This window comes from Caballeronia sp., assembly GCF_028292365.1.
Taxonomy (GTDB): domain Bacteria; phylum Pseudomonadota; class Gammaproteobacteria; order Burkholderiales; family Burkholderiaceae; genus Caballeronia.
This window is the reverse complement of record NZ_JAQGMM010000375.1, coordinates 1-22,506: the sequence shown is the minus strand read 5'-3', so window position 1 is coordinate 22,506 and position 22,506 is coordinate 1. Positions and strand designations below refer to the sequence as shown.

Below are 22,506 nucleotides of genomic sequence, written 5' to 3'. Positions count from 1 at the left end.
GCTAAACGATCCATTGAGGCAGCTTGTCTTCAACGAAACCGGAGCGAACCTCGCCAGCGTTTTTGTCGACGGCGAACCGGTGCTCGAGCAGGGCCGGCTGACACGCGTTGACGAAACCTCGCTGCTGGAGGAGATCGCGGTGGAGTGGGGCGCACTTGCACCGATCATCGCCGACCGCGAAACCAAGGTCGAAAGAATGTTTCCGTCGTACCGGCGTATCTGGGATCGCTGCTGCGCGACGGCAATCGACAAAGCGGTCTACCCAGCACGCTTCGATCGCTAGGCGGAATTCTGGTGATCCGCATCGGATGCCGGATCACTGTCAGGATGCGGCGCCCGTATGCCGCTCTGACCGGCGCAACTTACCTCACAACGGAAAGGAACTTCGAGCATGAATACCACATACAGCCGTTCGCGGCGGACCCTGTTGAAAACTGTTGGCGCGGCGGCCCTGGTCTCCGCCAGCGGCATACACCGCAGCTTCGCGGCGGGCCGTATCGCTGCGGCTACCTTTCCAGGCGCATGGGAAACAGCGCATCGCAGCTTCCTCATTCCTGCATTCGAAAAGTCGAGCGGCGGGTCAGTGAATTTGATACCCACCATGCCATTGGAAATCATTGCGAAGACTGCGGCTGCCCGCAATAACCCCCCATTCGATGTTATCGTTGCCGACGAAGGCTCGTTCGCAGTCGCTGTTCAGCAGGGGTTTGTCGAACCGATTCCGGCCGCACTACAGCAACAACGTCGGCGATTTGCAGGCGAAAGGTGTGCCGGTCGAACTGGCGCGTCCCGATACAGGCTGGGGTATCGTGCTCACGTCGATGCACGTCGTTAAGAACAGCAAGGAACCCGCGCTGGCGGCAGCCTATATCAACGCGGCGCTGGATGCCGGCGTGCAAGGCAAGCTCGCCGATGCGCCGTATTATCTCGTACCCACCAATACGCAGGTCCCCTATTCGAAAGGATTGCAGCATTACGCTCGGAGCGCCGCGGAACTTGACACTTTCAAATCCATTGACTGGGTCAAGCTTGCGCCTTTGCGTCAGGGGTATATCGACCGCTTCAATCGGGAGGTAAAGGTCTAATCTGGATCGGCTAGGGTCTTTCCGGGGCGCCTGCCGCAGCCGCCCATATCTCACGGACTCGATTGCGCCGCACAAGACGAAATCAACCGCCTTCACGATCGCCGAGGCCGGGTGCTTTAACCCGGCCTCGAATCACGCAACGGCGCGAAGAAAACTACTATTTAGCTGTTCTATGGACCGGGCTTATGTTCCGGTACTGACCGTTGTTTGTTCCTCTAGCCATTCTCGCCACACCGCCATCAGGATCGCAAGGATAACGGGGCCCAAGAACAGCCCTACGAGGCCGAAGGCCGCAAGCCCACCGAGTACACCGAACAGGACCAAAAGAAACGGGATCCGGGTAGCGCTGCTGATCACGAGTGGACGGATCAGGTTATCCACCCAGCTAACGACCAGCGTTCCCCAGAGCAAAAGCCCGACACCGGTCAGTGTTTGTCCTGTAACGAGTAGCCAGACGCCGATCGATCCCCATACGAATGGCGTGCCAAATGGTATCAACGCAATTAGCGCGGTAAACGCGGCCAGCAAGATCGGCGTCCGCATCCCCGCGGCCCAGTAACCCACACCTGCTAGTGCTCCCTGCGCGAGCGCCGTCACCACGAGGCCGTAGACGACCGCCTTGGTTGTGCCGCCGACCGCGGTGAAATAGGCGTTCAGGCGATTGCCCAGAAAACGCCGCAATACGCGGCGCACCTGGTCCAACACGCTATCGCCGTCCCGGTATAGGAAAAACAGTGTCAGCAAGGCAAAGCCCAATTTCGTTGCATTGCGACCCACACCGCCAATGAACTGGCCGATCTCGCTGATCCACTGCTCGGCCCACTCCGCGACCTGCGCGCGAAGGGCCACCGGATCACCTGTTACCTGGTTCAGGAGTCCCTGCAACCACTGCCCAATCCACGGAATCTGCGCGATGAACTCCGGCAATTGGTGCGGGCCATTGACCAGGTATGCGGCGACGGCCTGATAGGCGCCGCCCAGTTCGCCGCGCAGCAGCATGATCAGCCAGACTACCGGCAGAACGAATGCCGCCGTGAGAATAACCGTCATGAGCAGCGCGCTACCGGTGACGTTCCCGCGCAGGAGCAAGCGCAAGCGCTGATAGGCGGGCCAAGTGACGTAGGCGAGGATGGTGGCCCAGGCCACCGGCGCCAGGAACAGGTGTAGCACCACGTAGCTCAGCACGACGAGCCCGCCCAAAAGAAGCACGAGAATGACGCGCCTTACCAGCGGCATTGGGGTAGCTCTCATCCATGAAACGCCTGTTGTGATTCTCGGAAAACTGGCGAGTGCGGTGACGGAATCACGCTTTCCCCGAATCTGCGCCCGCTCGCAGGATTTCGCTCCCGTAGAGGCGCCCTCGAGAATCTATAGTCCTCATTCTTGCAAGACTGATCGTCGATGTTGTTGGCTTGCGTAAATCTATTCAGCGTCGTTATGGCGATGGCTTCCCGCGATGAGATTCGCGACTGACGCTTCTAAAACCGGGCGCACCCTCGAAGACTTGTTTCTTGTTCAGGATCCCCGCCGGGCCAGTTCATTGCGCAGGAGCAATGCCCACTACACATCACCACCGTTCGATTCAAGTCGCTCTTTTTGTCATATTTAAGCGTCTCGCGGGAAAAGGTAACCGTCACCTTTTCTGAAATAGAGCTATTACAATAACCTTTCTTAACTCACATATCAAAGGCGATTTGATGGTCCTATATCACCATGGCGCGGCGATTCAACCCTCAGTTACGAGGCAAGGCAATACGTTCGTAGCCCGCGCTTGTATCTTGGAGGAGGACGGTGAATCCACGTCATTGGGCAATCTGGGGCAATTCGCGAACCCAAATTCCGCCTATGAGTTTGCCTTGCGCAGTGCGACTGCTTTTGTCGATGGTGAACCAATGCCTCGTTGTCCGTTCGCAGGCCATTCAATCGCGTAATGGTACGATGATTATTTAGTGATTCTAAGCAACACCAAGCAAGCGTCCATGTCAGGACAGCGCTCCCTCACTTTGCAGGTAGTTGATGACTGTTTCTCGCAAAGCACATTGCCAGTACTTTGCGCTGTTGCTTAGCTTGAGTCATGAAACGACGAATCTTGAAGAAATCTCTCCTTGTAGTACCCCTGTCGGTTGCTGATGCTCTTGCTGCCTGCAACGTCTCTCGCGAAACGACTGCTCCGAGCGCTTCAAGCGATACGTCGGCGGCTTTGGCATCGGGTGCAAGTGAATCGGGCTTGACCAGTAAATTTCCTCACAAGACTTCTAAGTCCGAAATTTGAAGACGCGGGCATGACCCAGTTTGACGAACAGGAGGCAGCAATGGAGTCGCCGAGGATGGTTTTCATGGGCTCAACAATTTTTCCGATTGTTGCGCCGATTCCATCGGGATTTTCGTCCATGGTGATTATCGTGGACGGCAACCAGGAACAGCGCGGATCGGGGTCGCTGGGCACATTTGAGACACGCGACGATGCGTTCAAGTGCGCCATCGAGCATGCGAAGGCGGAGATAAGGCGGCATTGTTTGATGACAATAATCTGTTAGCCGTCTTCACCGAAAGCAAGAAGCGCGGTCATCAAAAATGATCGTCAAACTGTCGACCGATGAGTGAGTCGTAGTCAACGGTAGCCGTCGTGACGATCGCTCTCAACATTCCAATGAGCGCGCGGCCGTCTTCCACATGGGCAACTAACCATCGAGCCGTGCGGAGAGAGACTATTCTCCAGTAGGGCCACATGCCAGTAGGGCCACATGCCGCTTCGTCCGTAAGACCGAATCCGAATCGGTGGATCTCCGCCGAATCTTCGTCCGGCACTGGAGCGTACGCAGCGATAGTGGTTTACACGGTTCGGTGCTGGCTCGAATGGCCGAACTGAGCGGCTCCGAAACCTCACCGCCTGCGTCGAAGATGGGCCGTAAGGCGTCAAAACACAGCCGACTATCAGTGCCCTGGCCACCCAGCGTCATTGGGCCGGTGGCTCAAAAAATGAAGTCTGGCTTTTGAGTTCTCACGGGCAGCAGAGCAGGGTTTCGAGCTATTTAAGCGTCCCGCGGAAAAAGGTAACAGTTGCCTTTCCATGAAAAATAGACATTACAATAAGCTTTCGTTGCGAGCACACTGTTCATGCCGGGAGCAACGCACCGTCAGACATTCCCGAGCGGTTGGAGGTTAGCTGACACAGAGCGCATCCCTCACACCTTGCGTTTGAACCGTACCGTTAATTTCAATGGACTTGGCCGTGAAGAATTCTATCCTCCTGTCGTCCCTTTTGGCTGCGCTAGCGCTTGCCGCGTGCAACCAGTCAACCGAAACCGCTGCTCCTGGCGCGGCAAGCGCCACATCGACGGCATCGGACGCTTCTGTCTCCGTGACTCCTGCATCGGGCGCGAGTCAGTAAGGCTTCGCCAACGAGCGCCTTGTGGAAGCCGATCAATTGAAACTTAAGGACATAGGCGCGGCCCGAATAGACGGACGCGATGGTCCGAAGCTAACACGGCTGCGCATGAGGGAGACCAAGTGCACATACGCGAAATATCGAGGTTTGAATACACCCGCACACGGGGTGAGCACCGCACATACGACGTGACACTGAACGTCGCGAGGAAAGATTCCGGAGTTTGCTTCTATGCCGGGTGGGTGCTCTTCGAACACGATCTCAAGGGTACTGGATTGATGCTGCCGTTTGTTGCCGACACATGTGACGAGGCCATAAAGGAGGCCCGATTTCGTATCGAGAAGAACATTGAAGATCTTGTGGGTGTAGTCGAGTGAGACAAGTGATCAACGGTAGGCAGATCGAGCCATTCCGGGTTGCGCCAGAATTGGATCCTTCGCCCCCGCACGTCATATTCGCGCGTCGACATCTGTATCCGTTTCGTGAAGCAGATTCTTCTTATGGGGGAGACGATGAGTAAAGACCAGTTAGGTGATCGAGCGAAAGCGATGGAAGAGTCTTTTTTTGCCAAACAAAATGAAGCGCTTCGCCAGCGCCTCAGAGAGTCGGCAGAAACTCAGACGAAAAAGCAGGCATTGTCAGCGGCCTCGGGTATCACCGATGACGCTCTGCTCGATAAGCTTGTCGCTCTCAACCTTCAGGGCGAAACGCTGGCCGCCCTTTCGCTGGTCCCCCTGGTCGTGGTGGCATGGGCGGACGGCCACATCGACAGCCGCGAGCGAGCCGCTGTTCTTTCCGCTGCGAATAGTGAGGGCCTGCACAAAGAGGAGACGAGCTATCAACTACTCGAACAGTGGCTCGCCAATCCACCTCCCCCCGACATGCTTGTCAAGTGGAAGGCTTATATTCAGGCGCTGTCGGCAACACTAGACAACGAAGCCAGGCAGACCCTCAAGTCCGCCATCCTCGATCGTGCCCGGGAGATTGCAAACGTAGCAGGAGGATTTCTGGGCATTGGTAGCAGAGTTGCAAAGGCTGAAAAAGTAGTCTTGGAAGACCTCGCGAGGTCTTTTCTGTAGTAGCGCCGTCAACGGGGTACTGCAGATGAATGTCCCTACAGTTTGGGGACAGTGTTGCAAGCGCTTCGGCTCAGTCCGAAGGACTTCGAACCTCCATTTGATAGGTGCATCGACGCGGGATATTCACTCATCGCGCCTCTCCTTGAAGCAATCTAAAACTCCTGATTTTAACGGTTTGGCTCGACGCTCTTTTTGTCTAGCCCCGTTTTCCCGCCATCATGCCAGTCGGCCGTTCGAGCGGACTCGAGGCAAGAAGAAAGCACATGAAGAGGCTAGTTCGTTTTCCGGTCGCAGCAGCGCTTGGCGCTGTCGACCAACTCTGTGCGAGGGGTGTCTGTAGGCGTCGGCATCGGTTATTGTCTATGACCCGCAAACACGCTCGCTGCTTCAGACTGACCAACAGTACCCCGGTATCAGCAGCGACCAGAAAACTGTGAAATCATACCCAGACGGTTCGGTCGATGTGTACTCCGGTCCAAAGGCGCCCGAAGGAAAAGGAGGTAACTGGATTCAGACGATCCCGGGCAAAGGATGGTTTGGTTCCTCCGGCTTTACGGTCCCAAACAGTTCTGGTTTGACAAAACGTGGCGCCCGGGCGAAATAACAGCCACCAATTGATTTAATTTGACGACCGACCATAGATGGCCTGACTCCGGCCGGTCGTTGCATTGGCTGCAAACCGAACGGCAGCTCAGGTCGGTCAGCGACCATCCATTGACGCGCACAATTAATCTCCCTTCATTGGAAAGGAGATGATCGTGGAAACGCTTAATTCCTCCAGCAGCTGTCATTTGATCTGGCGCTTTGCGGGACATTCGAATGTCGGCTTTACGCGGGTAAAACACCGATGGCGCGCGGTCGCTTGCCTCGCATCACCGTTGAACCAGATGCGCGCGTACCGCACATATCAATGAACGTTTCAGCCGACTCAGGTTCGGTTAGTTGAATTGCATTGGCATGCACTATATAAGTCTTTAACACGAATTTAATTCGCTACTGTTTGTTAGTTTTTCGATTTGTGCAATTTGAATTATGGGTATTCGCCTTGTCTTGTGGCGGATCGCAACCTAAGCTTCTTTGAAAACACGCTAACGACCCGACAAAAGGGTAAGTCGTTTAAAAGCACCCGTAGTTAAGGCACACCGCGCACGACACTCCGCGTGTTCCTTTAGATGTGGACTCTCAACAAGAAACGCACCGCTAACAGCGGATGCGCTGCGGACCATTTGATTCGATCGACTCGCAAAGCCGGTGGTGCAACGCTTAGTCAGCCAGAAGGCCTGATCGTGCGCGGCGCGCTTGCTTTTCAGAGGAATAGTCCATGGCCAGGCAACCGCAAGACCCGACAAGACAAGTCACTTTTCAGGTTTCAACCGCGCAACGACCGGACTTCAAGCATCCGCTTGTCGTCTACGTGTTCGATGCTCGCGGCCAGTTGCTTGAACAGGTGGCTGTTCGTGACGGTAAAGTCCAGTTGAGCATACCGAAGGCCGGACTCGGCCGGGAGCGAGTATTCGTCGCACCGGTGAGCGAGAAGATCAACGCCAAGCGCCTCACCCCGGCGCTCATGGAACGCCTTGGTGCGTACCAGCCGGTACTGCAAGCCGGCGGCGAGCTAACGGACCACATCGACATTCCGGGCTCCATCATCGATATCTGGCCGTTCTGCTTCTGCTGGGTGCATGGCAGAACTGTGCGCAAAAGCGACAATCGCGCAGTCTGCAATGCGCGCGTTCACATTTGCGAGGTGGACCGCATCCCATGGTGGATAGAAAGGCTTCCGGACGCGGATGTGTTTCGTCTTCGCGACGATCTGCTGCGTGTCATTCTCAAGCCACCAATTCCAGGCCCTGGGCCGGATCCGTGGCCTATCGTGCAAGGTACCGCTCGCTCCAAAGACTCGGTGCTCCGGTTCGCTCAAGACATCGGTTCTCTAGTAAGTCTCAATCCGCAGCCGCTTCCGCCTGGCGAAGTCGCGAGTCTCAATCCGCAGCCGCTACCACCTGGAGTTGTCGCCAGTCTCAATCCTCAGCCGCTTCCCCCGCGCTACAACAACCTTTTATCGCCTGAAATTCAGGTCGCGCTTTACAGTACGTCACCGTTGATGGTGCGCAACACGTTGGTCAACAACTGGAAATTTCTGATCCCGTGGTTTTGCCATTGGCCGCATTGGTGGTGGCTCTTCCGTTGCGATGAAATAGCGATGCTGACGACGGACACACTCGGCCGCTTTGAGACAATGATTTTCTACCGCTGCGGCGGCGACCATCCCGATCTCTACTTCTGGGTTGAGTACGATTTCGGCAGTGGCTTCGAAACCGTCTACCACCCGTGGATCGCGTGCAATACGTATTGGGAGTACATGTGCGGCTCCGAGGTGACGATCCACATCACGGACCCCCGTGTGCCGGGTTGTGACGACGAGCCCGACCTACCGGGGTGTCAAGTCGTGGTGTTGTCGATCGGGCGCAATATCGCCGTGCGTCAGGTGCAGACGGTCGGGGCGGAAGGACTTACCAGTGCGAATCAGCCGTTTGGTGCAACGCTCGAGCCACGCGTCGATTTCAGCCGCACCGAACTCATTGACGTGAAAAAAATCCCATACTACCGCTGGTCGTATCGTCGCCTTAGCGGTGCCGACGGCATCGCCACGACCGTGGACCAGAGCTCGGTGCCGATTAACGTGTGGTCCGTGATGACACGCGACGTATACCGACACTACACCGTCGGAACGAGCTACCCGTCTGACTTCATCGGCCCGATGCCGACGTCCGGCCCCAACGCCGCCCCGGCGCCGAACCTCTTCCGTATCCGGCCGCTGCTGCCACCGGCGGGCAACGAGTGGGTGGTGCTCAACGAGAACATTGATCTCGCAACCGCGTACTTTGACACAGCGTCGCTCGCGGGCACGCCACTGGGCGGTCCGCCGTGGCCGGACGATCTTGCAGCCGGGCGGTACGAGATAAAGCTCGAGCTTTTCGATGCGGCGGGTGTCCTCGTCGACTGGACCGCCAAGGGGATCGACCTACGCATCACCGACCAGGATGCGCCGTTCGGAACAGGCACGATCACGACGTCGCCCGCGCCCGCGTACAACCGAATTTTCGTCGGTGGTAACACGATGGGTTTCCGTATGGTGGTGCGCGTCGACAACAACCGATGTGGCTCAGAAATTCTCGCGGTCGGCGGGACCGTCACCCCTGACCCGGTGTGTGGATTCCACAACTACACTTCGCCATCGGACACCGCAGCCGTGTCCTTCATCGCGTGGCACGCGAATGGCTTCGCGGCTTACTCGTTCGTGACCGCGCGCGGGTCGGGCCCTGTCATCCCGGGCGCGTCAACTTCGGGAGTCGTGGGGGACGCGGGGAGCAACGGCTTCATTAAGATCGGCTCCTTCACGGACTCGAAGGACATCGTCATCTCGACGCTACTCGGGTCCTGTTCAAACGCCGCGTTTTCAGAGCGCCTCGATGTCATGGCGACAGCGACCAATGGCTACAGCGCGCTCACCGGATACAACGCGAGCGACAATGCGGCGTTCGCGCTCGCGACGCCCTGTCCGAACTGCAACAGTGAAGGCACCACATAGCGAGGAACCCATGCTGGAACGCAAGCCTTTAAGAGTGCTCGTCGCGCTCGCGTTCGTCGCAACGGGAGTGGGTGGGTATGTCTTGGGGTCTCGTCGACAGCGTTCCAACCTGATCTCGACAATGCCGCGTGAGTCGGAGCCGCCGGCATTCGATCCTTCGATGATCAAGCGCGAGCCGTTCGTGAAGCTCGACGCGCTCTCCATCGACGCATTTGTGCGCTGGGTGGCCGGCACGCCTATCTCTGACGTTCAAGCTGTGCGCGACGCCGTCGCCGCGGCCCGCTCCGACGAGGAAGTGGCGCCCGCGTTAATCGCGAGCCTCTTCAATTTGCCAGCCGGCGACGTCGGTCAACATCTGCTCCTCCTCTCAATCATCGGCGAGATGCGTCAGCAGGAGTTTGTAGAGCCGCTGGTGAAATTCATCGGCCTTCCAGTGAACAGCATCGTGAAGGAGGCGTTGAATCACCGTGCATGTGGGACGTGCATTTCGCACCTCGATGCGGAAGCGATGCTGAGGGCGAGGGCGGTGGAAATGCTCGCGTGGATTCGTAGCTCTGAGGCGTTCGAGGCCGTGCTCGGTTTTGCGCGATATCACGAGTCGCGTGTCGTGCGCCTCGCGGCGCTCGACGCATATATCTACAACCACGAGGACAGCCCCGAAGCAATCGAGCGGGCCCGTGCAGCGGCGCGACGCGACGAGGCGAAGCTCGTCGGGCTCCCTCGGTTTACGCGCGACAGCGACCCGGCGCAATTCGCCGAGAAAATGGCCGCCTTTTACGAGCAACATCCCGAGGAACGACCGCCGGCGCCGCACATCGCGCGCAAACCAACCCATCGATTGCCGGAACCGCGATCGTAAGTTGAGGAGAGACTTATGACTTACCCCAGCGAGCCCGGCTCGCCTTCAGATCCACCTCCGTCCGCTCCCGTGCACTGCGTGGCTGGCGCAAATTTGGAGGAAACGACGGTAGCCGGTCTCTACAATGGATGTTGGCGCGACCTATACATGTGGGTATGGGATGCGTATGACCTCACCGATCTATCGTGGTATCAGGACGGCCTGAAGGATGCGTGCAATGTCAGCCTGCCGTTTGCAAAGGTCGTCAACGCTGTGTTTCTTATCAATTACACGCTGACAGACAATTTTGCGCTGCAATGGCACTCGACCGAGGACTACAGGAGCTCGTCACGCGCAGCACCTAACCGCTTTCATGGACCGTTCTACAACAGGCTCGGCACGACCGGAGCTCCTGACACAACGTCTGAGGCACGGGCGCAGACGGGGCGTTTCCTCGCGCGGGATCGCACCAATCTCTATTGCCGGCTGTTCAGTCTCGGATCGCCGAGCGACTCGGCGGGCAACCGCGCGTCAGTCATGCTGCACGAGTCGTGGCATCACTGGCAGTACAAACACGACTTCAATACTTCGCACATCAAGATCGGATCGCCTTCTCGCGACGCGGATTGGTTCTATCCGCACCGGGTGAGTGATTTCAAACCCGGCACCATGGATAGCTACGACACTAACCCGAGTCATCTGCTGTTCCATTCGCCATACCAAATCGCCGTCGAGTTCGATGCCGATCTCGCCGAGATGTCCCAACCCTGGGTGCCTCTGGTGGTCACGCAGACAGCGCGCAATTTCGGAAACAACGGGCGCCTCGGTTCGCAGTTTGTGAATGCGGTCGCCTATCGCATCGGCAACCCGCGTCCGTTCTAGGCAAGGAACGCTCGACAACGAATGTGAGGGCCGCATGGTTAATACGGTGAGAGTCGGAGTGGAGTGGATCAACATTTACCCACAGAACGACGCGGAATGCCCGGCTGTGCCCAATCTCAGGTTTGCGGCCGATTGCGCGGAGGGCTTCCTGCTCGCCATGCGCTCGTGCGGCCACGATGACATTTTCGACTGGGGTAACGACAACGCATGGTCGGCGGACTTCGATCATCCTGACTTTGGGGGGGACTCGCTGCGCTGGAGCGACAATGTCCACTTCTGCTACGCCGCCGGGCACGGCGGCTCTACCTACACAACGGATCCATTCGCGGCGTTCAATATCGGGTTCTCGTCGCGGCACATCGCTCCAGGTTTCCTTAAGTGCAGGTCGATCAGCTCGCGATGGAGGCTCGGTTCGAACCGGCTCAAGTGGTTGGCGATCGACAGTTGCGATATCGTCTCCGACACGGTCGCCGAGCACATTGTCAAGATGTGGGGTGGGCCGATGCAAGGCGCTCATCTGCTGCTTGGATTCATTGGCATCGGCCGCCTCTGGCCGACAACGCGGAACCGACGGATCTCCTTTGGCCTCGATATTTGCCGGGGAATTCCGATTGCTAATGCCTGGCTCGACACGGGATATTCTCTCGAGAGTCCGGATCAACCAGTGCGCCCGATCGCGATCGCCGCAGGTTTCACGCGCGACGAAGCTATCGCACGGCGCGACGGCGAGACCCTTGACTGGCTTTGGTTCGACGTCCACGCGACCAACTGGCTCGCCTGGAAGTGGCGCGGATAGCTGCGGGAGAAGGAGAGGCACGATGCCGACGTTCCAGCTTTCGACAAAGTCACCTTCCGTGCCGCAGGAGCGGGTGCGCATCTTTCGGCTAGCGCCGACGCGAGTGAGCCAGAAGACCGTGTTCGAGGTCGCACGCCGCTTCGGGCTCAAAGGCGACATGAAAACCGGCTCGCTGTGCCAGGACTCGCGCCAGACGAGCTACAGCGAAGGATCGCTGGAGCTCGTTGTCCATCACGCGTCGCACGGCCTACGCTTTCACGACAGGGCGCGCTGGCAGGTCGACGATGGCACCTCGCGTGTCGAGTTCGACGACGAGACGGCGATCCGCTTGGCCGAAGGCATTATCAAAGCGCACTCAGTCGTGCCGCTCGATGAGTGCAGAGTGTTGCGCGTGACGCGTCTCAACGTTGGCGTCGCGGAGCCGCGCACCGGGCTCGCTGAGCATCGTGTCATCGATGTTGGCGTGGTATTCGGGCGTGTTATCGACGGCATTCCCGTCGAGGGTCCGGGTGGAAAGGTGATGGTGTATATCGATCACAAAGGCGATCTCACCGGCATCGATCGCATCTGGCGAGATATTTCGGGAGTCCACGCGGATGATGTTCCATTGCGCTCTACGGAAGTGGTTCAGCAGGAGGCGTTGCGCGAGTGGGGCGAGAAAGGCAGCGGCCTCGTCACTATCGATGACATCCGCTTCGGGTATTTCGAGCACGCATGGGACGTGTCGCAGCGCTACCTTCAGCCTGCCTATGTACTATCGATGACGATCACCGCCACGGAAGGCCCTTTCTCGGGCCGTGCAGCCGTGCGGTCGGGATACTTGGGCGCTGCGGCCCTGAGGTCGCCGGAAAGGCTTGTGCCGCAGCCCCCAACAGTACCGCCGCAAACCCCACGGCAACGCTATCGTGATGGCGCTTCGAGCTGAAGATCAGCGGCGTGGCCAAGTCACGCCAACGCATAAGATTCACGATAGCGCCACCCTGCAACTGATCTGGAGATTTCCAGGATCAACGAGGTGATCGCGGAATACCGGACGGGTTCGGCCGACCACGTCGGACAGCAGTCGGCCCAGACCGTGTCAAGACGCGCAGCCGCTGGGAATTTGACCAGGCGCTGCCTCGGCGGAGATCGCGGCTTATCGATTGCGTCACCTCAAAGGTCAAATCAAAGCTGAGCGTATTGCAAAGACCCGTCCGCCGCAGGGTTTTCATGCCCGCATCGCCCTCATAACCGGACGTGAATCAACCCCAGCGTGGTCGGAACCGCGCTGGGGCTGTGGTCATTCAAGCATTGTTGTTACTGGTTGTTGATATTGTTCGGCGCCTTCGGCAATGCTTTGCTCGAAGTCAGCATCACGTTGCCGATCTGCCGGTAGTTCAGCAGGTTAGTGTTGGGCGACTGCACGCCGTAACCCGCAAATGTCATGCTCAGGTGCGTTGCGTCTATCTGCGTCGCAGTCGGAGCATACAAACGTTGTGCAAACCATGTCTGCGTCGGGATGACAGGCGCATTGGCGGGGACCGTGACCGTCGCCTTCGAGCCCCCTTGGTTGGTCGTCGTGATTGCGTTTATCGAAGCGATCGGGCTATTGATGTCGTTGTAGACCGTCCACGTCTTCAGGTCGTTCGATTCTGCATAGCCAATGTAATGGAATGCGTCCGAGTCGCCGTCAAGGCAGTTGCCACCCGAGAAGTACAGGCCCCAACGGCTGCCGTCGCCGTTGATGTCGATCAGCGTGCCACGAGGACTGATCCAGCGAGTCCCGTTGTAGTCGACCGTGGTCGGATCGTTCAGGCCAGCAACCACGCCTGCATCCGTGAAGTTGACGCCGTCGGTCGTGGTGGCGAGCCGCACGTTGGATATGTCGTGGTTTGTGTTGCCGCTGAAGGGTGCTCGCGTGCATTGGTTCGCGACCGGCATGGCCGTCGAGCCCGTGTTGTCACCGTTCAGGATCTTCTGAACATACATCACGGTGGTCGGCTTGGTCGGATCGGTGTTGGGCACCACCGCCATGATGCCGTCCGGGTTCAGCAGGCCTGTGGTCTGTTGAACCGTGAACGGCGTGGCCGTGCCGGGGGTGTTGGTAGTCGCGGTGGCAATCGACTCGATGTCCGCGGCGCCGACGGTCGAGGCGTTTGTGTTCCAGATCGGGAACTTGTTGCTGGCGAATGGCAAGGAAATGACGTTCAGCGGCGCCACGTCGACCTTTGCCGGATCGCGGTTGAGCGTGTAGAGCATCTGGCCCGTCGCGGCTGCGGTGCCCGGCAACTGCAGGATCGAAGCGTGTCCCCAGCCGTTATCCGCGGTGGTCGCGCTGTTGGTGCCGGTAACAGCCGAAGGACACAGCGTAGGGTTTAGCTCGAGCACGTTCTGCATGAAAAACCAGGTCTTGCCGTTGTCGTCCGACTCTGCTGCCACCACGGATTCGTCGAGATCCTTCGGGCGCCAGTCGAACAGACCGATGATCGGCGCCGTCGTGCCGGTGGTGTTCGTGTTCGGTACTGTGGTGAGATTGCTGCTATAGACCAATGGGAAGTAGAACGGCGCCATGTTGACCATCGGATCGGTCGGCGGAATAACGAACTTCGAGCCCGTCGCGTAGTTCTTGTGGACTGCCGGTGTGACCGAGAAATCGCAGAAGCCGGCGGCCGGGTCAGGCACGGTGCCCGTCGTGACGAACGGGTTGGCGACGTTCTGCGTGTTCTTCGGGTCGAGCGCGAGATCCGCAAGGGTGAACGGCGTTGCGCCGGCACCCTTGCCAATTGAGGTGCCGACATTGATCAGTGCAGCCGTGGGCTGTACGCCGCTGTCGAGTGACCACTTCACGCTTGCCGCGACAACTGGCGACGATGCTCCGCCGGGCGCGGATGCGCCGCCCGGAGCGGAAGCGCCCCCAGGTGCCGATGCACCCGCGGGCGTCGATGCGCCGTTCGGCGTTGAATTATTGTTGCTATTGCCGCCGCCGCAGGCTGCGAGCAGCGCACTCGCGAGCGTAAGCGTGGACAGCGTGACTAGTGAACGTACCTTCATGTTTTCCCCGGCCTCCTGAATTGACAAACGAATCGACCAAAAACTGGTCGATACTTGCGCGTCCTCATGGCGAGGACGCGCGGACATCTGGAACGCTTGGGACCCTGCCGGCGCAGGGATCAGTGGAGCCTCGACCGCGACGTGCAGTGAAGCGCGGTCATGCAGACCCGGATGCTCGGCCGACCCGACAGAAAAGTGACCGGATTGTGCAGAGGGTGCGTGTCATCTAGAAGTGTGGTTTCTTACATTCATAAATTTCGATGACCGGAGCCGGCTTAAGCATTCCTTAAGCTAGCTTGGCGTAGCGTCTGGGGCGGCGCTCTGGCGGGCGCAGGGTCTCCTGCACCGGTCAGACTCGCTCGTTGGTCACCCGCCCAACCTGCCAATTCATCTCTCACATGACGCGGACAGCGCCAGGTTCGCTAAAGTCGCGTGTGGGTCATGCTCATCTAAATAATTAGTTCGTAATCCAAATCATAAGTTTGGAAACTGCTTACGACGTACCGGCAATAGCTCGTCACCAGGATTCTCCTTACAAATACCTCTTCGGCTGTCGTGCAACAGGGTCGCTTAAGCAATCCTTAAGCTGAAAATAGGTACAGTTCGAGGTCGGAAAACGTACAGGTCTGGACTGCCCCACTCAATGCCATTTCGAATTAACGCCGAGTCGTACGAGCGAACGCGATCCATCCATAGCGCCTTTTGTTGGGCCGGTGGTGAGGCGGGAATTTAGACATGCCTTTCGACGTTGCCGAGGAACTACGAAGCGTCGGATTGCGGGCGACCGTGCCGAGAATGAAAGTGCTGGCGTTTTTTCGCGATGAACAGCAAAGGCATTTCACTGCTGACGATGTCTGCCGACACGTCGCCGACGAGAAGCTCCACATCAGCTTCGGGAGCATCTATCGTGTGCTCCAGCAGTTTGTTGACGCAAAGATACTGCGAAGCGGCACGTTGCACTCGACCAAGATTGTGTACGAGTTGAACGACGGTCCGGACCATGACCACGCCATATGCATGAGCTGCGGGAAGATTGAGGAATTTCACGATTCCGCATTCGACGCGAGGCAGAAGGAAATCGGCGAAAGCGTGGGATTTTCAATCGTGGGACGACAATTGGTGCTGCACGGGTACTGTCACAATTGCCGCGCGATGGCACCGAAGCCCACGGATGAATCAGACAGGGGGTAGAGCATTCAACGCGTATGCCCTGGGCCTTCAAGGCCTCGTGGCCGGCGGTGTGTGTTTTCACCAGATGCGCCGACCGATTGTCCAGGTCGTCAGGTATCCTGCAGGAATTTTAAGCACGTCTTAAGCACGTCATCTCACAGCACAATCACGCGTACGAAGGGCACGTTATGCATTCGTAATGCAATGCTTAAGTTCGTAAGATAGGCATCACTACCGGTTAATGTGCTGTCTCTAAGATGCGCCTTGTCAACTTCCATCCAGACGGAAATCTAAAACAAGGACGCATCAAAAATGCAACGGGTACGTTCACGGTTTCGCCAGAAGCCACTCGCGCATATCGTTCTCGCTTCATTGTGCGCAACTGCTGCTCAGCTATCTCACGCGCAGGCATCGGGGGACCTTGGCGCGGTGCAAAGCACCGCCACGTCCAACTCGTCCGGCGGCGGTTCGACCTCGGCCGGTCCGCAGTCGGCGTCGGCACAGGCGCCCACGCAAGGCTCGCTGACAGCGGACGAACCTCAATCGATCATCAACCGTCACTATATCCAAAACAGCACCGCACCCACGGCTAACTACAGCGATATCGTCCAGATCGCACCGAGCGTGAACAGCGTCAACCCAAACGGCGCGGGCCTGATGGAGTCCCAGAGCCTGTCAATTCGCGGTTTCCAGGACGGCCAGTTCAACGTGACATTCGACGGCATTCCGTTCGGCGATTCCAACGACTTCACGCACCATTCGACATCGTTTTTTACGTCGCAGAATATTGGTGGCATTACCGTCGATCGGGGCCCGGGCGACGCATCGCAGATCGGCTTTGCGACCTTCGGCGGCACGATTGCCGTCCAGTCGCGAGAGCCGTCAATGACACCGTCGGTATCTCTGCTGGGCTCATACGGCAGCTTCGACACATGGTTCACGGGCGCGGAATTCAATACAGGTGATATGCAGCAGTGGGGCGACGCGCGCGCCATGGTTGGCTACAGTCATACCAGCAGCGACGGCTATCTGACCAACGCCTCGCAACGCCGCGACAACATCTTTTTCAAGCTGGAAAAGCCTATTGGCGACGACACGCTCGTCACCGTGTACGCGAACTACAACCGCATCCACCAAAACGTATCGCTAGGTGCGACCGCGGCGCAGATTCATCAGTTCGGCCCGAACTTCGGACTTAGCAACGATCCGACCAGTCAGTCCTATTCCGGCTATAACTTCGACCGGATCAATACGGACATGGAATACATCGATGTCCAGACCCGTATTGCCGAGTGGAAGATCGAGAACAAGCTCTATACCTACGCCTATTACCACGATGGTTTCAACGGCTTGGACCCGAATGGCGAGACCCCGAACGGCACCAGTTTCGGCTCGAATAACGTGCCGGGCCAGCAGATAGCCAACAACTACCGGGCGTTCGGCGACATCGCGACGGCGGAACGCAAGATCGGTCCGGGTACGTTGGAGTTTGGCGGGTGGCTCACGCATCAGTCGAACTTCCGCGACAACATGAACGTAGACGACTCGCTGAATTTTGCGCTCCAGACGCTTAATTTCACGATGCACGACACGTTGCTCACGTTCGAACCCTACGTACAGTACGCGTGGGAGTTGCCCCTCGGACTAACACTGACGCCCGGCCTCAAGTACGTGTCGTTCAATCGCAGTATCGATGCGCCCGTGGACCAGGGCAGCGGCGTGCCGGTGAACTACAGTCACACCTGGACGAAGGTGCTTCCGTCGGTCACGCTGCACGAGCAGATCAACTCGAACTGGAGCGCCTATGCGCAATTTGCACAGGGCTTTCTCGCACCGAACCTGAACATTTTCTATGTGGCGAATCCGTCGGGATCGAGCCAGCCGAACCCCGAGCAGACCAACAACTATCAGATCGGCACGACCTATAAAAGCAAGGGTTTGACAGTATCCGCCGACCTTTACTACATCGACTTCCTCAACGCGGTTACAAGTCAGACGGTGGGCGGTAACACCACGTTCTCGAACGCGGGCGGCGCGGTGTACAAGGGCTTCGAATCGGAGGCGACGTACTACGCCGGTCTTGGCTTTAGCCTGTACGGCAACCTGACTTTCAACTCAGCCAAGCAAAAGAGCAGCGGCGACTGGATGCCGAATGCACCGCAAAGCACCGCGGCATTGGGCCTCCTTTACGAGCGCGGGCCGTTGAACGGGTCACTGATTACCAAGTTCGTGGGCCACCAGTTTGGTTCCACAGGTGACCAGCAACCTATCGGCAGTTTTATGGTGACGAACTTCGCGACCTCCTACACGATCAAGAGCCTGGCGCCGTGGCTGCATAACACGCGCATTGGGCTTGAAGTCGACAACATCTTCAACCGCACCAGCATCAACGCGCTTGCGGGCTTCACCGCTGCCGACAATACGCCGCTGTACTGGACGATTCCGGGCCGCGCAATCATTGGCACCGTGTCGACCGACTTTTAAAGGAGTTTGCCTGCATGACTTTCAACACGCTGCTGAACCTGGCCAACCATTCCGGAGGTGTTCTCTATGTCATCTTGGCGATGCTGTTTGTCGCGTTGACGATCATTATCGAACGCTCCTGGTTCCTGCACCGGGTCTCAGGCTGCGGGCACGCCGCGCTCCAGCAAATCGACCGTTTCGATCAACTCGACCCATCGACGCTCAGTATGTTCGCCGAGAAATATCGGGGTCTGCCGATCGGACGAATTTTCTCAACAGCCGCACGCGTTCATGGTCCGCGAACGCGGGAAGAACTCGACGCGAGTTTCGAGGAAGTGATCATGCGTGAAGCGCCGCGCATTGACCGCTTGCTGTGGGTGCTCGACACCATCGTCACGCTCGCGCCGCTGCTTGGGCTCTTCGGCACGATCATCGGGATGTTCAATGCATTCCAGGTGCTGTCCGACCCAGGCAACGCACCCACGCAGGTAACGGGCGGTGTGGCCGAAGCGTTGATCGCCACGGCGTCGGGGTTGTTTGTCGCAATGATCGGCCTTGTGTTTTTCAACGGGCTGCACAACCGTGTGCGTGCGGTCGTGCATCAGCTTGAAACACTAAAGGTTGCACTCGTCAATCGACTGGCGAGCGGATCGTACGAGCACTCGAAGGATCTGAGAGAAGGGTCAGGGCCACGCGTGATTGGGAAACTTGCTTCGCAAGGGGCCTGAAAATGAACTACTTCGAAGCGAAAAAGGCCCGGATCGAGATCATTCCGATGATCGACATCATGTTCTTCCTGCTGGTGTTCTTCATCATGATTACGCTGCACATGATTCCGAATGCCGGCCTCAAGACTCAGTTGCCGTCGAGTGCGAGCGCTGTCGCTTTGCCGCCGCCCAAGGTGACCGTGACGCTGTCTACCGACGGCAGGATGTCGGTCGATGGCCGTGCGCTGACCTCCGCCCAGTTGACCGCGATGCTGTCGGCGCGGCCTGATGCATCGCATACGGTAGTGACGATCGCCGGATCGAAGGCGGCGCAGATCCAGGACCTCGTTACCGTGATGGATGCATGCCGTGCAGCCGGGGTCTCGCAGATTGCGCTTGCTGCGCAACCCGCGGCGAAGTGATATGGCGACTCCTTCTGCTGCCGGCTTCGTGCCGGAACGACGACGTTTCTATCCGGCTGCAGCGCTCGCACTGCTCGCCGAAGCGCTACTGCTTGGCGGGGGTTATCTGATGCTGGCCCACAAGCCCGCGCCGCCGGTCGTACCACCTGTGACCATGCTATCGATCGCGCCCGCACCAGAGCTTGCGCCCGCGCCCGCGCCGGAAGCGCCGCCGGTTCCCAAGCCGCAACCCGCGGCGCGTCCGGTTATCCCGGTGCATCAAGTGCCCCGTGTTGCCCGTGCGCGTCCGGTGCCCACCGCTTCGCCACGCATGCCGACCCCGATGCCGGAGCCCGCAACACCGTCTGCAGCGCCCACGGATACGCCGCAGGTACCAACGCCACCACCGCCTGCTGCGATGCCTGCAGCGGCGCCTGCTGTGTCCAACCCGAACTTTGAGAGCGCCATGCGTGCCGCGATTCAGGCGGCGCTTCACTACCCGGAGTCGGCACGCATGGCTGGCATGGCGGGCCGCACGCGAATTAGCTTCCGGTACCGCGACGGCAGCATATCGGACGTAACGCTCATCACATCGAGCGGCAGTGCAATCCTGGATCGTGCGGCACTTACGGCCGTCAGGGATGCGGCCTATCCGAAACCCGAACCCGCCCAGATGGGCAGAAGCCTGGACGAACAGCTCTGGGTAACCTTCAATTTGAACGCCAACGAATGAAACCAATACTCTCCGCTATTGCAGCTCTGCTGATCCTGTCCACGGCCGCCGCAACCGCCGCCACGCCGGCGGCGTCGCTGCCGCCTGACGCGCCCGTGCGCCACGTCTTGCTGATCAGTGTCGACGGTCTGCACACCGGCGATCTCGCGCATTTCGTCGATGCCCATCCGGACAGCGCGCTTGCGAGCCTTCTGAAGCAGGGCGTCGATTACACCAACGCCCATACCGTTGCTCCCGCTGATTCGTTTCCCGGGCTGATGGCGCTGGTAACCGGCGGCACGCCGGCCGTGACCGGCGTCTATTACGATGATTCGTACGACCGGGCGCTGGCCGCGCCGGGGAGCGATTGCAACCGGCTCGGCACACGCGTTCGCTACGACGAATCACTCGATCTGGCCGCCACCGATGGCCATGACATTATCGACCCTGCCAAGTTGCCTCGAGACCCTGTGCACGGTTGCGTGCCGGTTTATCCCCACACTTACCTGCGCGTCAACACGATCTTCGAAGCAGTGCATGCGGCCGGGGGGTATACCGCCTGGACTGACAAACATCCGACCTACGAACTGGTCCAGGGACCATCGGGGCATGGTGTCGACGACCTGTTCCTGCCGGAGATTGGTGCGAACTACGAAGGTCTCAGCAACGTGGCAGCGAAGGAGATCACCGGTTCGCTTCCACGGACCGAAGACTATGACGACATGAAGGGGCGGGTGATCGTCAATGAGATCGACGGCCTCACGCACGACGGGAAAAAGCGTTCAGTTATACCGAACGTTTTCGGTTTGAATCTGCAGGCGGTCAATGTCGCGCAAAAAATCTACGGGTATAAGAATGCGGATGGCGATCTGACAGCGGGGCTGGATCGCGCGATCGGACATACCGACCAGTTGATCGGGCGTTTCGTGAGTGAGCTTGAACGGCAAGGCTTGCGTGACGATACCTTGATCATCGTCACGGCCAAGCACGGCAATGGTCCTATCGATACCAGCCTGCTCAACAAGATCGACGAGCGTCGGCTCGAAAGCGTGATCGACACGGCCGCACCGGGTGCGCTCGCCCAGTTGACCACGGATTACGGCGCGTTGATCTGGCTGCATGACGCCTCGGCTGCCCCTGCGGTGAGTGCTGCCTTGCGGGCAAATGCGAACGCGCTCGGTATCGCCGATGTCGTGAGCGGCGAGCGTCTGGCACTTCGGTTTCCCTCGCCATCGCGAGACAGCCGTACGCCGGATATTGTTGTCGTGTCCCGCGACGGTGTCATATTTACGCCACCTGGCGATGGCAAACTAGCCGAACATGGGGGATTCCATGACGACGACACGCGGGTTGCCTTGCTTGTGTCCAATCCGCGTCTTGCCGCGCGCGGCCAGCAAGTGACCTATCCTGTGTCGACCACGCAGGTGGCGCCGACTATCCTGGCCGCGCTGGGCTTACCGGTGAACGCACTTCAGGCGGTTGCGCAAGAGGGCACGCCGGTGCTGCCGGACGGGAACTGGAATCCACTTCGGCAAGTCGCGCAGGCTCAACCTGGAACACAATCGATTGGCAAGTGAACAGGCCATCGTCCGCTCGATCGGACGGAAGTACCGCATTCTGGTTGTCGAAGACGACCCGCATGCGGCCCTGGAAGTCAGGGCCGCGCTCGAAGACTACGGTTTCGAGGTCGAGTGCGTGTCTTCAGGGCATGACGGCCTGTTGCGCGCTATGGACGGAGAGTTCGACGTCGTGGTGCTCGACCGCATGCTGCCTGATATAGACGGCCTGTCGATTCTTTCGACGCTGCGTAACATCGGTAAGCGAACCCCGGTGCTAATCCTGAGCGCGCTTGCCGCAGTCGATGAGCGTGTGCGGGGGCTGCGTGCCGGAGGCGACGATTACGTCACCAAGCCATTCGACAGTCTCGAACTGACCGCACGCCTTAACGTGCTGCTGCGCCGCCAATCGTCGGCGGGGGTACCCTCGATTCTGAGCGTCGGCGATCTGATGCTGGACACCGCCATGCACCGGGCGCAGCGCGCCGGTCAGACGCTCGACCTGAAGCCGCGTGAATACAGTTTGCTTGAATTCCTGATGCGGCACGCGGGCCAGGTCGTCACTCGCACGCTCTTGTTCGAGTCGGTCTGGAACTACCACTTCAATGCGCAGACCAACGTGATCGACATGCACATCGGCCATCTGCGCCGGAAGGTCAGCCTCAACGGGCGCATGTCGGCGATGATCCATACGGTACGTAATGTCGGCTATATTCTCCAGGCTGCGGAGTAGGCGTGCCGCGCGCCTGCATCCGGGCAGCATCGGCTGGCTGCTGCTGGTATTCGTCAGTTCGGCAATAGCGCTGT

The 22,506-nt window shown here is 58.7% G+C and carries 19 protein-coding genes and 1 pseudogene; 18 read left to right on the top strand and 2 right to left on the bottom strand.

Annotation, left to right across the window (positions count from 1 at the left end; genetic code table 11):
- Together JWR14_RS23055 and JWR14_RS23050 are read left to right on the top strand one after the other, a co-directional pair.
- Positions 1–283 (top strand): annotated as a pseudogene (locus tag JWR14_RS23055) (hypothetical protein); the annotation flags it as partial.
- 382 nt (positions 284–665) lie between these two features.
- On the top strand, positions 666–1,085 hold the full coding sequence (locus JWR14_RS23050; protein ID WP_299712466.1) for a hypothetical protein: 420 nt from the start codon (positions 666–668) through the stop codon (positions 1,083–1,085).
- A gap of 183 nt (positions 1,086–1,268) precedes the next feature.
- Here the strand turns inward: JWR14_RS23050 and JWR14_RS23045 are convergent, their stop codons facing one another.
- Positions 1,269–2,336 (bottom strand): AI-2E family transporter, encoded by a 1,068-nt coding sequence (locus JWR14_RS23045; protein WP_299712463.1) that lies wholly within the window; start codon positions 2,334–2,336, stop codon positions 1,269–1,271.
- A gap of 446 nt (positions 2,337–2,782) precedes the next feature.
- Here JWR14_RS23045 and JWR14_RS23040 point away from each other — a divergent pair, with 446 nt between their 5' ends.
- From JWR14_RS23040 to JWR14_RS23000, 9 genes are all read left to right on the top strand, one after another.
- A complete protein-coding gene (locus JWR14_RS23040; RefSeq protein WP_299712460.1) occupies positions 2,783–3,016 on the top strand; it encodes a hypothetical protein in 234 nt (77 codons plus the stop codon).
- A gap of 405 nt (positions 3,017–3,421) precedes the next feature.
- Positions 3,422–3,622 (top strand): hypothetical protein, encoded by a 201-nt coding sequence (locus JWR14_RS23035; protein ID WP_299712458.1) that lies wholly within the window; start codon positions 3,422–3,424, stop codon positions 3,620–3,622.
- A gap of 1,363 nt (positions 3,623–4,985) precedes the next feature.
- Positions 4,986–5,552 carry a DUF533 domain-containing protein gene (locus JWR14_RS23030; protein ID WP_299712455.1) on the top strand — a complete coding sequence of 189 codons (567 nt, stop codon included), beginning with the start codon at positions 4,986–4,988 and terminating at the stop codon, positions 5,550–5,552.
- Positions 5,553–5,907: 355 nt separating this feature from the next.
- A complete protein-coding gene (locus tag JWR14_RS23025) occupies positions 5,908–6,156 on the top strand; it encodes a DUF1214 domain-containing protein (RefSeq protein ID WP_366144588.1) in 249 nt (82 codons plus the stop codon).
- Positions 6,157–6,966: 810 nt separating this feature from the next.
- The gene (locus JWR14_RS23020) at positions 6,967–9,144 is read left to right on the top strand and encodes a hypothetical protein (protein ID WP_299712453.1); all 2,178 of its coding nucleotides are present in this window, start codon (positions 6,967–6,969) and stop codon (positions 9,142–9,144) included.
- Positions 9,128–10,003 (top strand): HEAT repeat domain-containing protein, encoded by an 876-nt coding sequence (locus JWR14_RS23015; RefSeq protein ID WP_299712450.1) that lies wholly within the window; start codon positions 9,128–9,130, stop codon positions 10,001–10,003. Before JWR14_RS23020 ends, JWR14_RS23015 begins: the two co-directional genes overlap by 17 nt.
- 15 nt (positions 10,004–10,018) lie before the next feature.
- The gene (locus JWR14_RS23010; protein ID WP_299712447.1) at positions 10,019–10,864 is read left to right on the top strand and encodes a hypothetical protein; all 846 of its coding nucleotides are present in this window, start codon (positions 10,019–10,021) and stop codon (positions 10,862–10,864) included.
- A gap of 34 nt (positions 10,865–10,898) precedes the next feature.
- Positions 10,899–11,660, top strand: a complete 762-nt coding sequence (locus JWR14_RS23005; RefSeq protein WP_299712444.1) for a DUF6345 domain-containing protein — start codon at positions 10,899–10,901, stop codon at positions 11,658–11,660.
- A 22-nt stretch (positions 11,661–11,682) separates the two neighbouring features.
- Positions 11,683–12,585: a hypothetical protein gene (locus JWR14_RS23000; RefSeq protein ID WP_299712441.1), complete on the top strand. Its 903-nt coding sequence runs from the start codon at positions 11,683–11,685 to the stop codon at positions 12,583–12,585.
- A gap of 371 nt (positions 12,586–12,956) precedes the next feature.
- Here the strand turns inward: JWR14_RS23000 and JWR14_RS22995 are convergent, their stop codons facing one another.
- Positions 12,957–14,690, bottom strand: a complete 1,734-nt coding sequence (locus tag JWR14_RS22995) for a hypothetical protein (protein ID WP_299712438.1) — start codon at positions 14,688–14,690, stop codon at positions 12,957–12,959.
- A gap of 735 nt (positions 14,691–15,425) precedes the next feature.
- On the opposite strand from JWR14_RS22995, the gene JWR14_RS22990 reads away from it, so the two are divergent.
- The 7 genes from JWR14_RS22990 (at position 15,426) to JWR14_RS22960 (ending at position 22,432) form a co-directional block, all read left to right on the top strand.
- Positions 15,426–15,881, top strand: coding sequence for a Fur family transcriptional regulator (locus JWR14_RS22990; protein WP_366144587.1), 456 nt, complete (start codon positions 15,426–15,428; stop codon positions 15,879–15,881).
- A 291-nt stretch (positions 15,882–16,172) separates the two neighbouring features.
- A complete protein-coding gene (locus JWR14_RS22985) occupies positions 16,173–18,344 on the top strand; it encodes a TonB-dependent receptor (RefSeq protein ID WP_299712432.1) in 2,172 nt (723 codons plus the stop codon).
- A 14-nt stretch (positions 18,345–18,358) separates the two neighbouring features.
- Positions 18,359–19,051 (top strand): MotA/TolQ/ExbB proton channel family protein, encoded by a 693-nt coding sequence (locus JWR14_RS22980; protein WP_299712429.1) that lies wholly within the window; start codon positions 18,359–18,361, stop codon positions 19,049–19,051.
- A gap of 2 nt (positions 19,052–19,053) precedes the next feature.
- Positions 19,054–19,452, top strand: coding sequence for a biopolymer transporter ExbD (locus JWR14_RS22975; RefSeq protein WP_277032797.1), 399 nt, complete (start codon positions 19,054–19,056; stop codon positions 19,450–19,452).
- Position 19,453: 1 nt separating this feature from the next.
- Positions 19,454–20,164, top strand: coding sequence for an energy transducer TonB (locus JWR14_RS22970; RefSeq protein WP_277032794.1), 711 nt, complete (start codon positions 19,454–19,456; stop codon positions 20,162–20,164).
- On the top strand, positions 20,161–21,720 hold the full coding sequence (locus JWR14_RS22965; protein WP_277032792.1) for an alkaline phosphatase family protein: 1,560 nt from the start codon (positions 20,161–20,163) through the stop codon (positions 21,718–21,720). Before JWR14_RS22970 ends, JWR14_RS22965 begins: the two co-directional genes overlap by 4 nt.
- A complete protein-coding gene (locus tag JWR14_RS22960) occupies positions 21,710–22,432 on the top strand; it encodes a response regulator transcription factor (protein WP_299712420.1) in 723 nt (240 codons plus the stop codon). The genes JWR14_RS22965 and JWR14_RS22960 overlap by 11 nt, the downstream gene beginning before the upstream one ends.
- Positions 22,433–22,506: the final 74 nt, after the last annotated feature.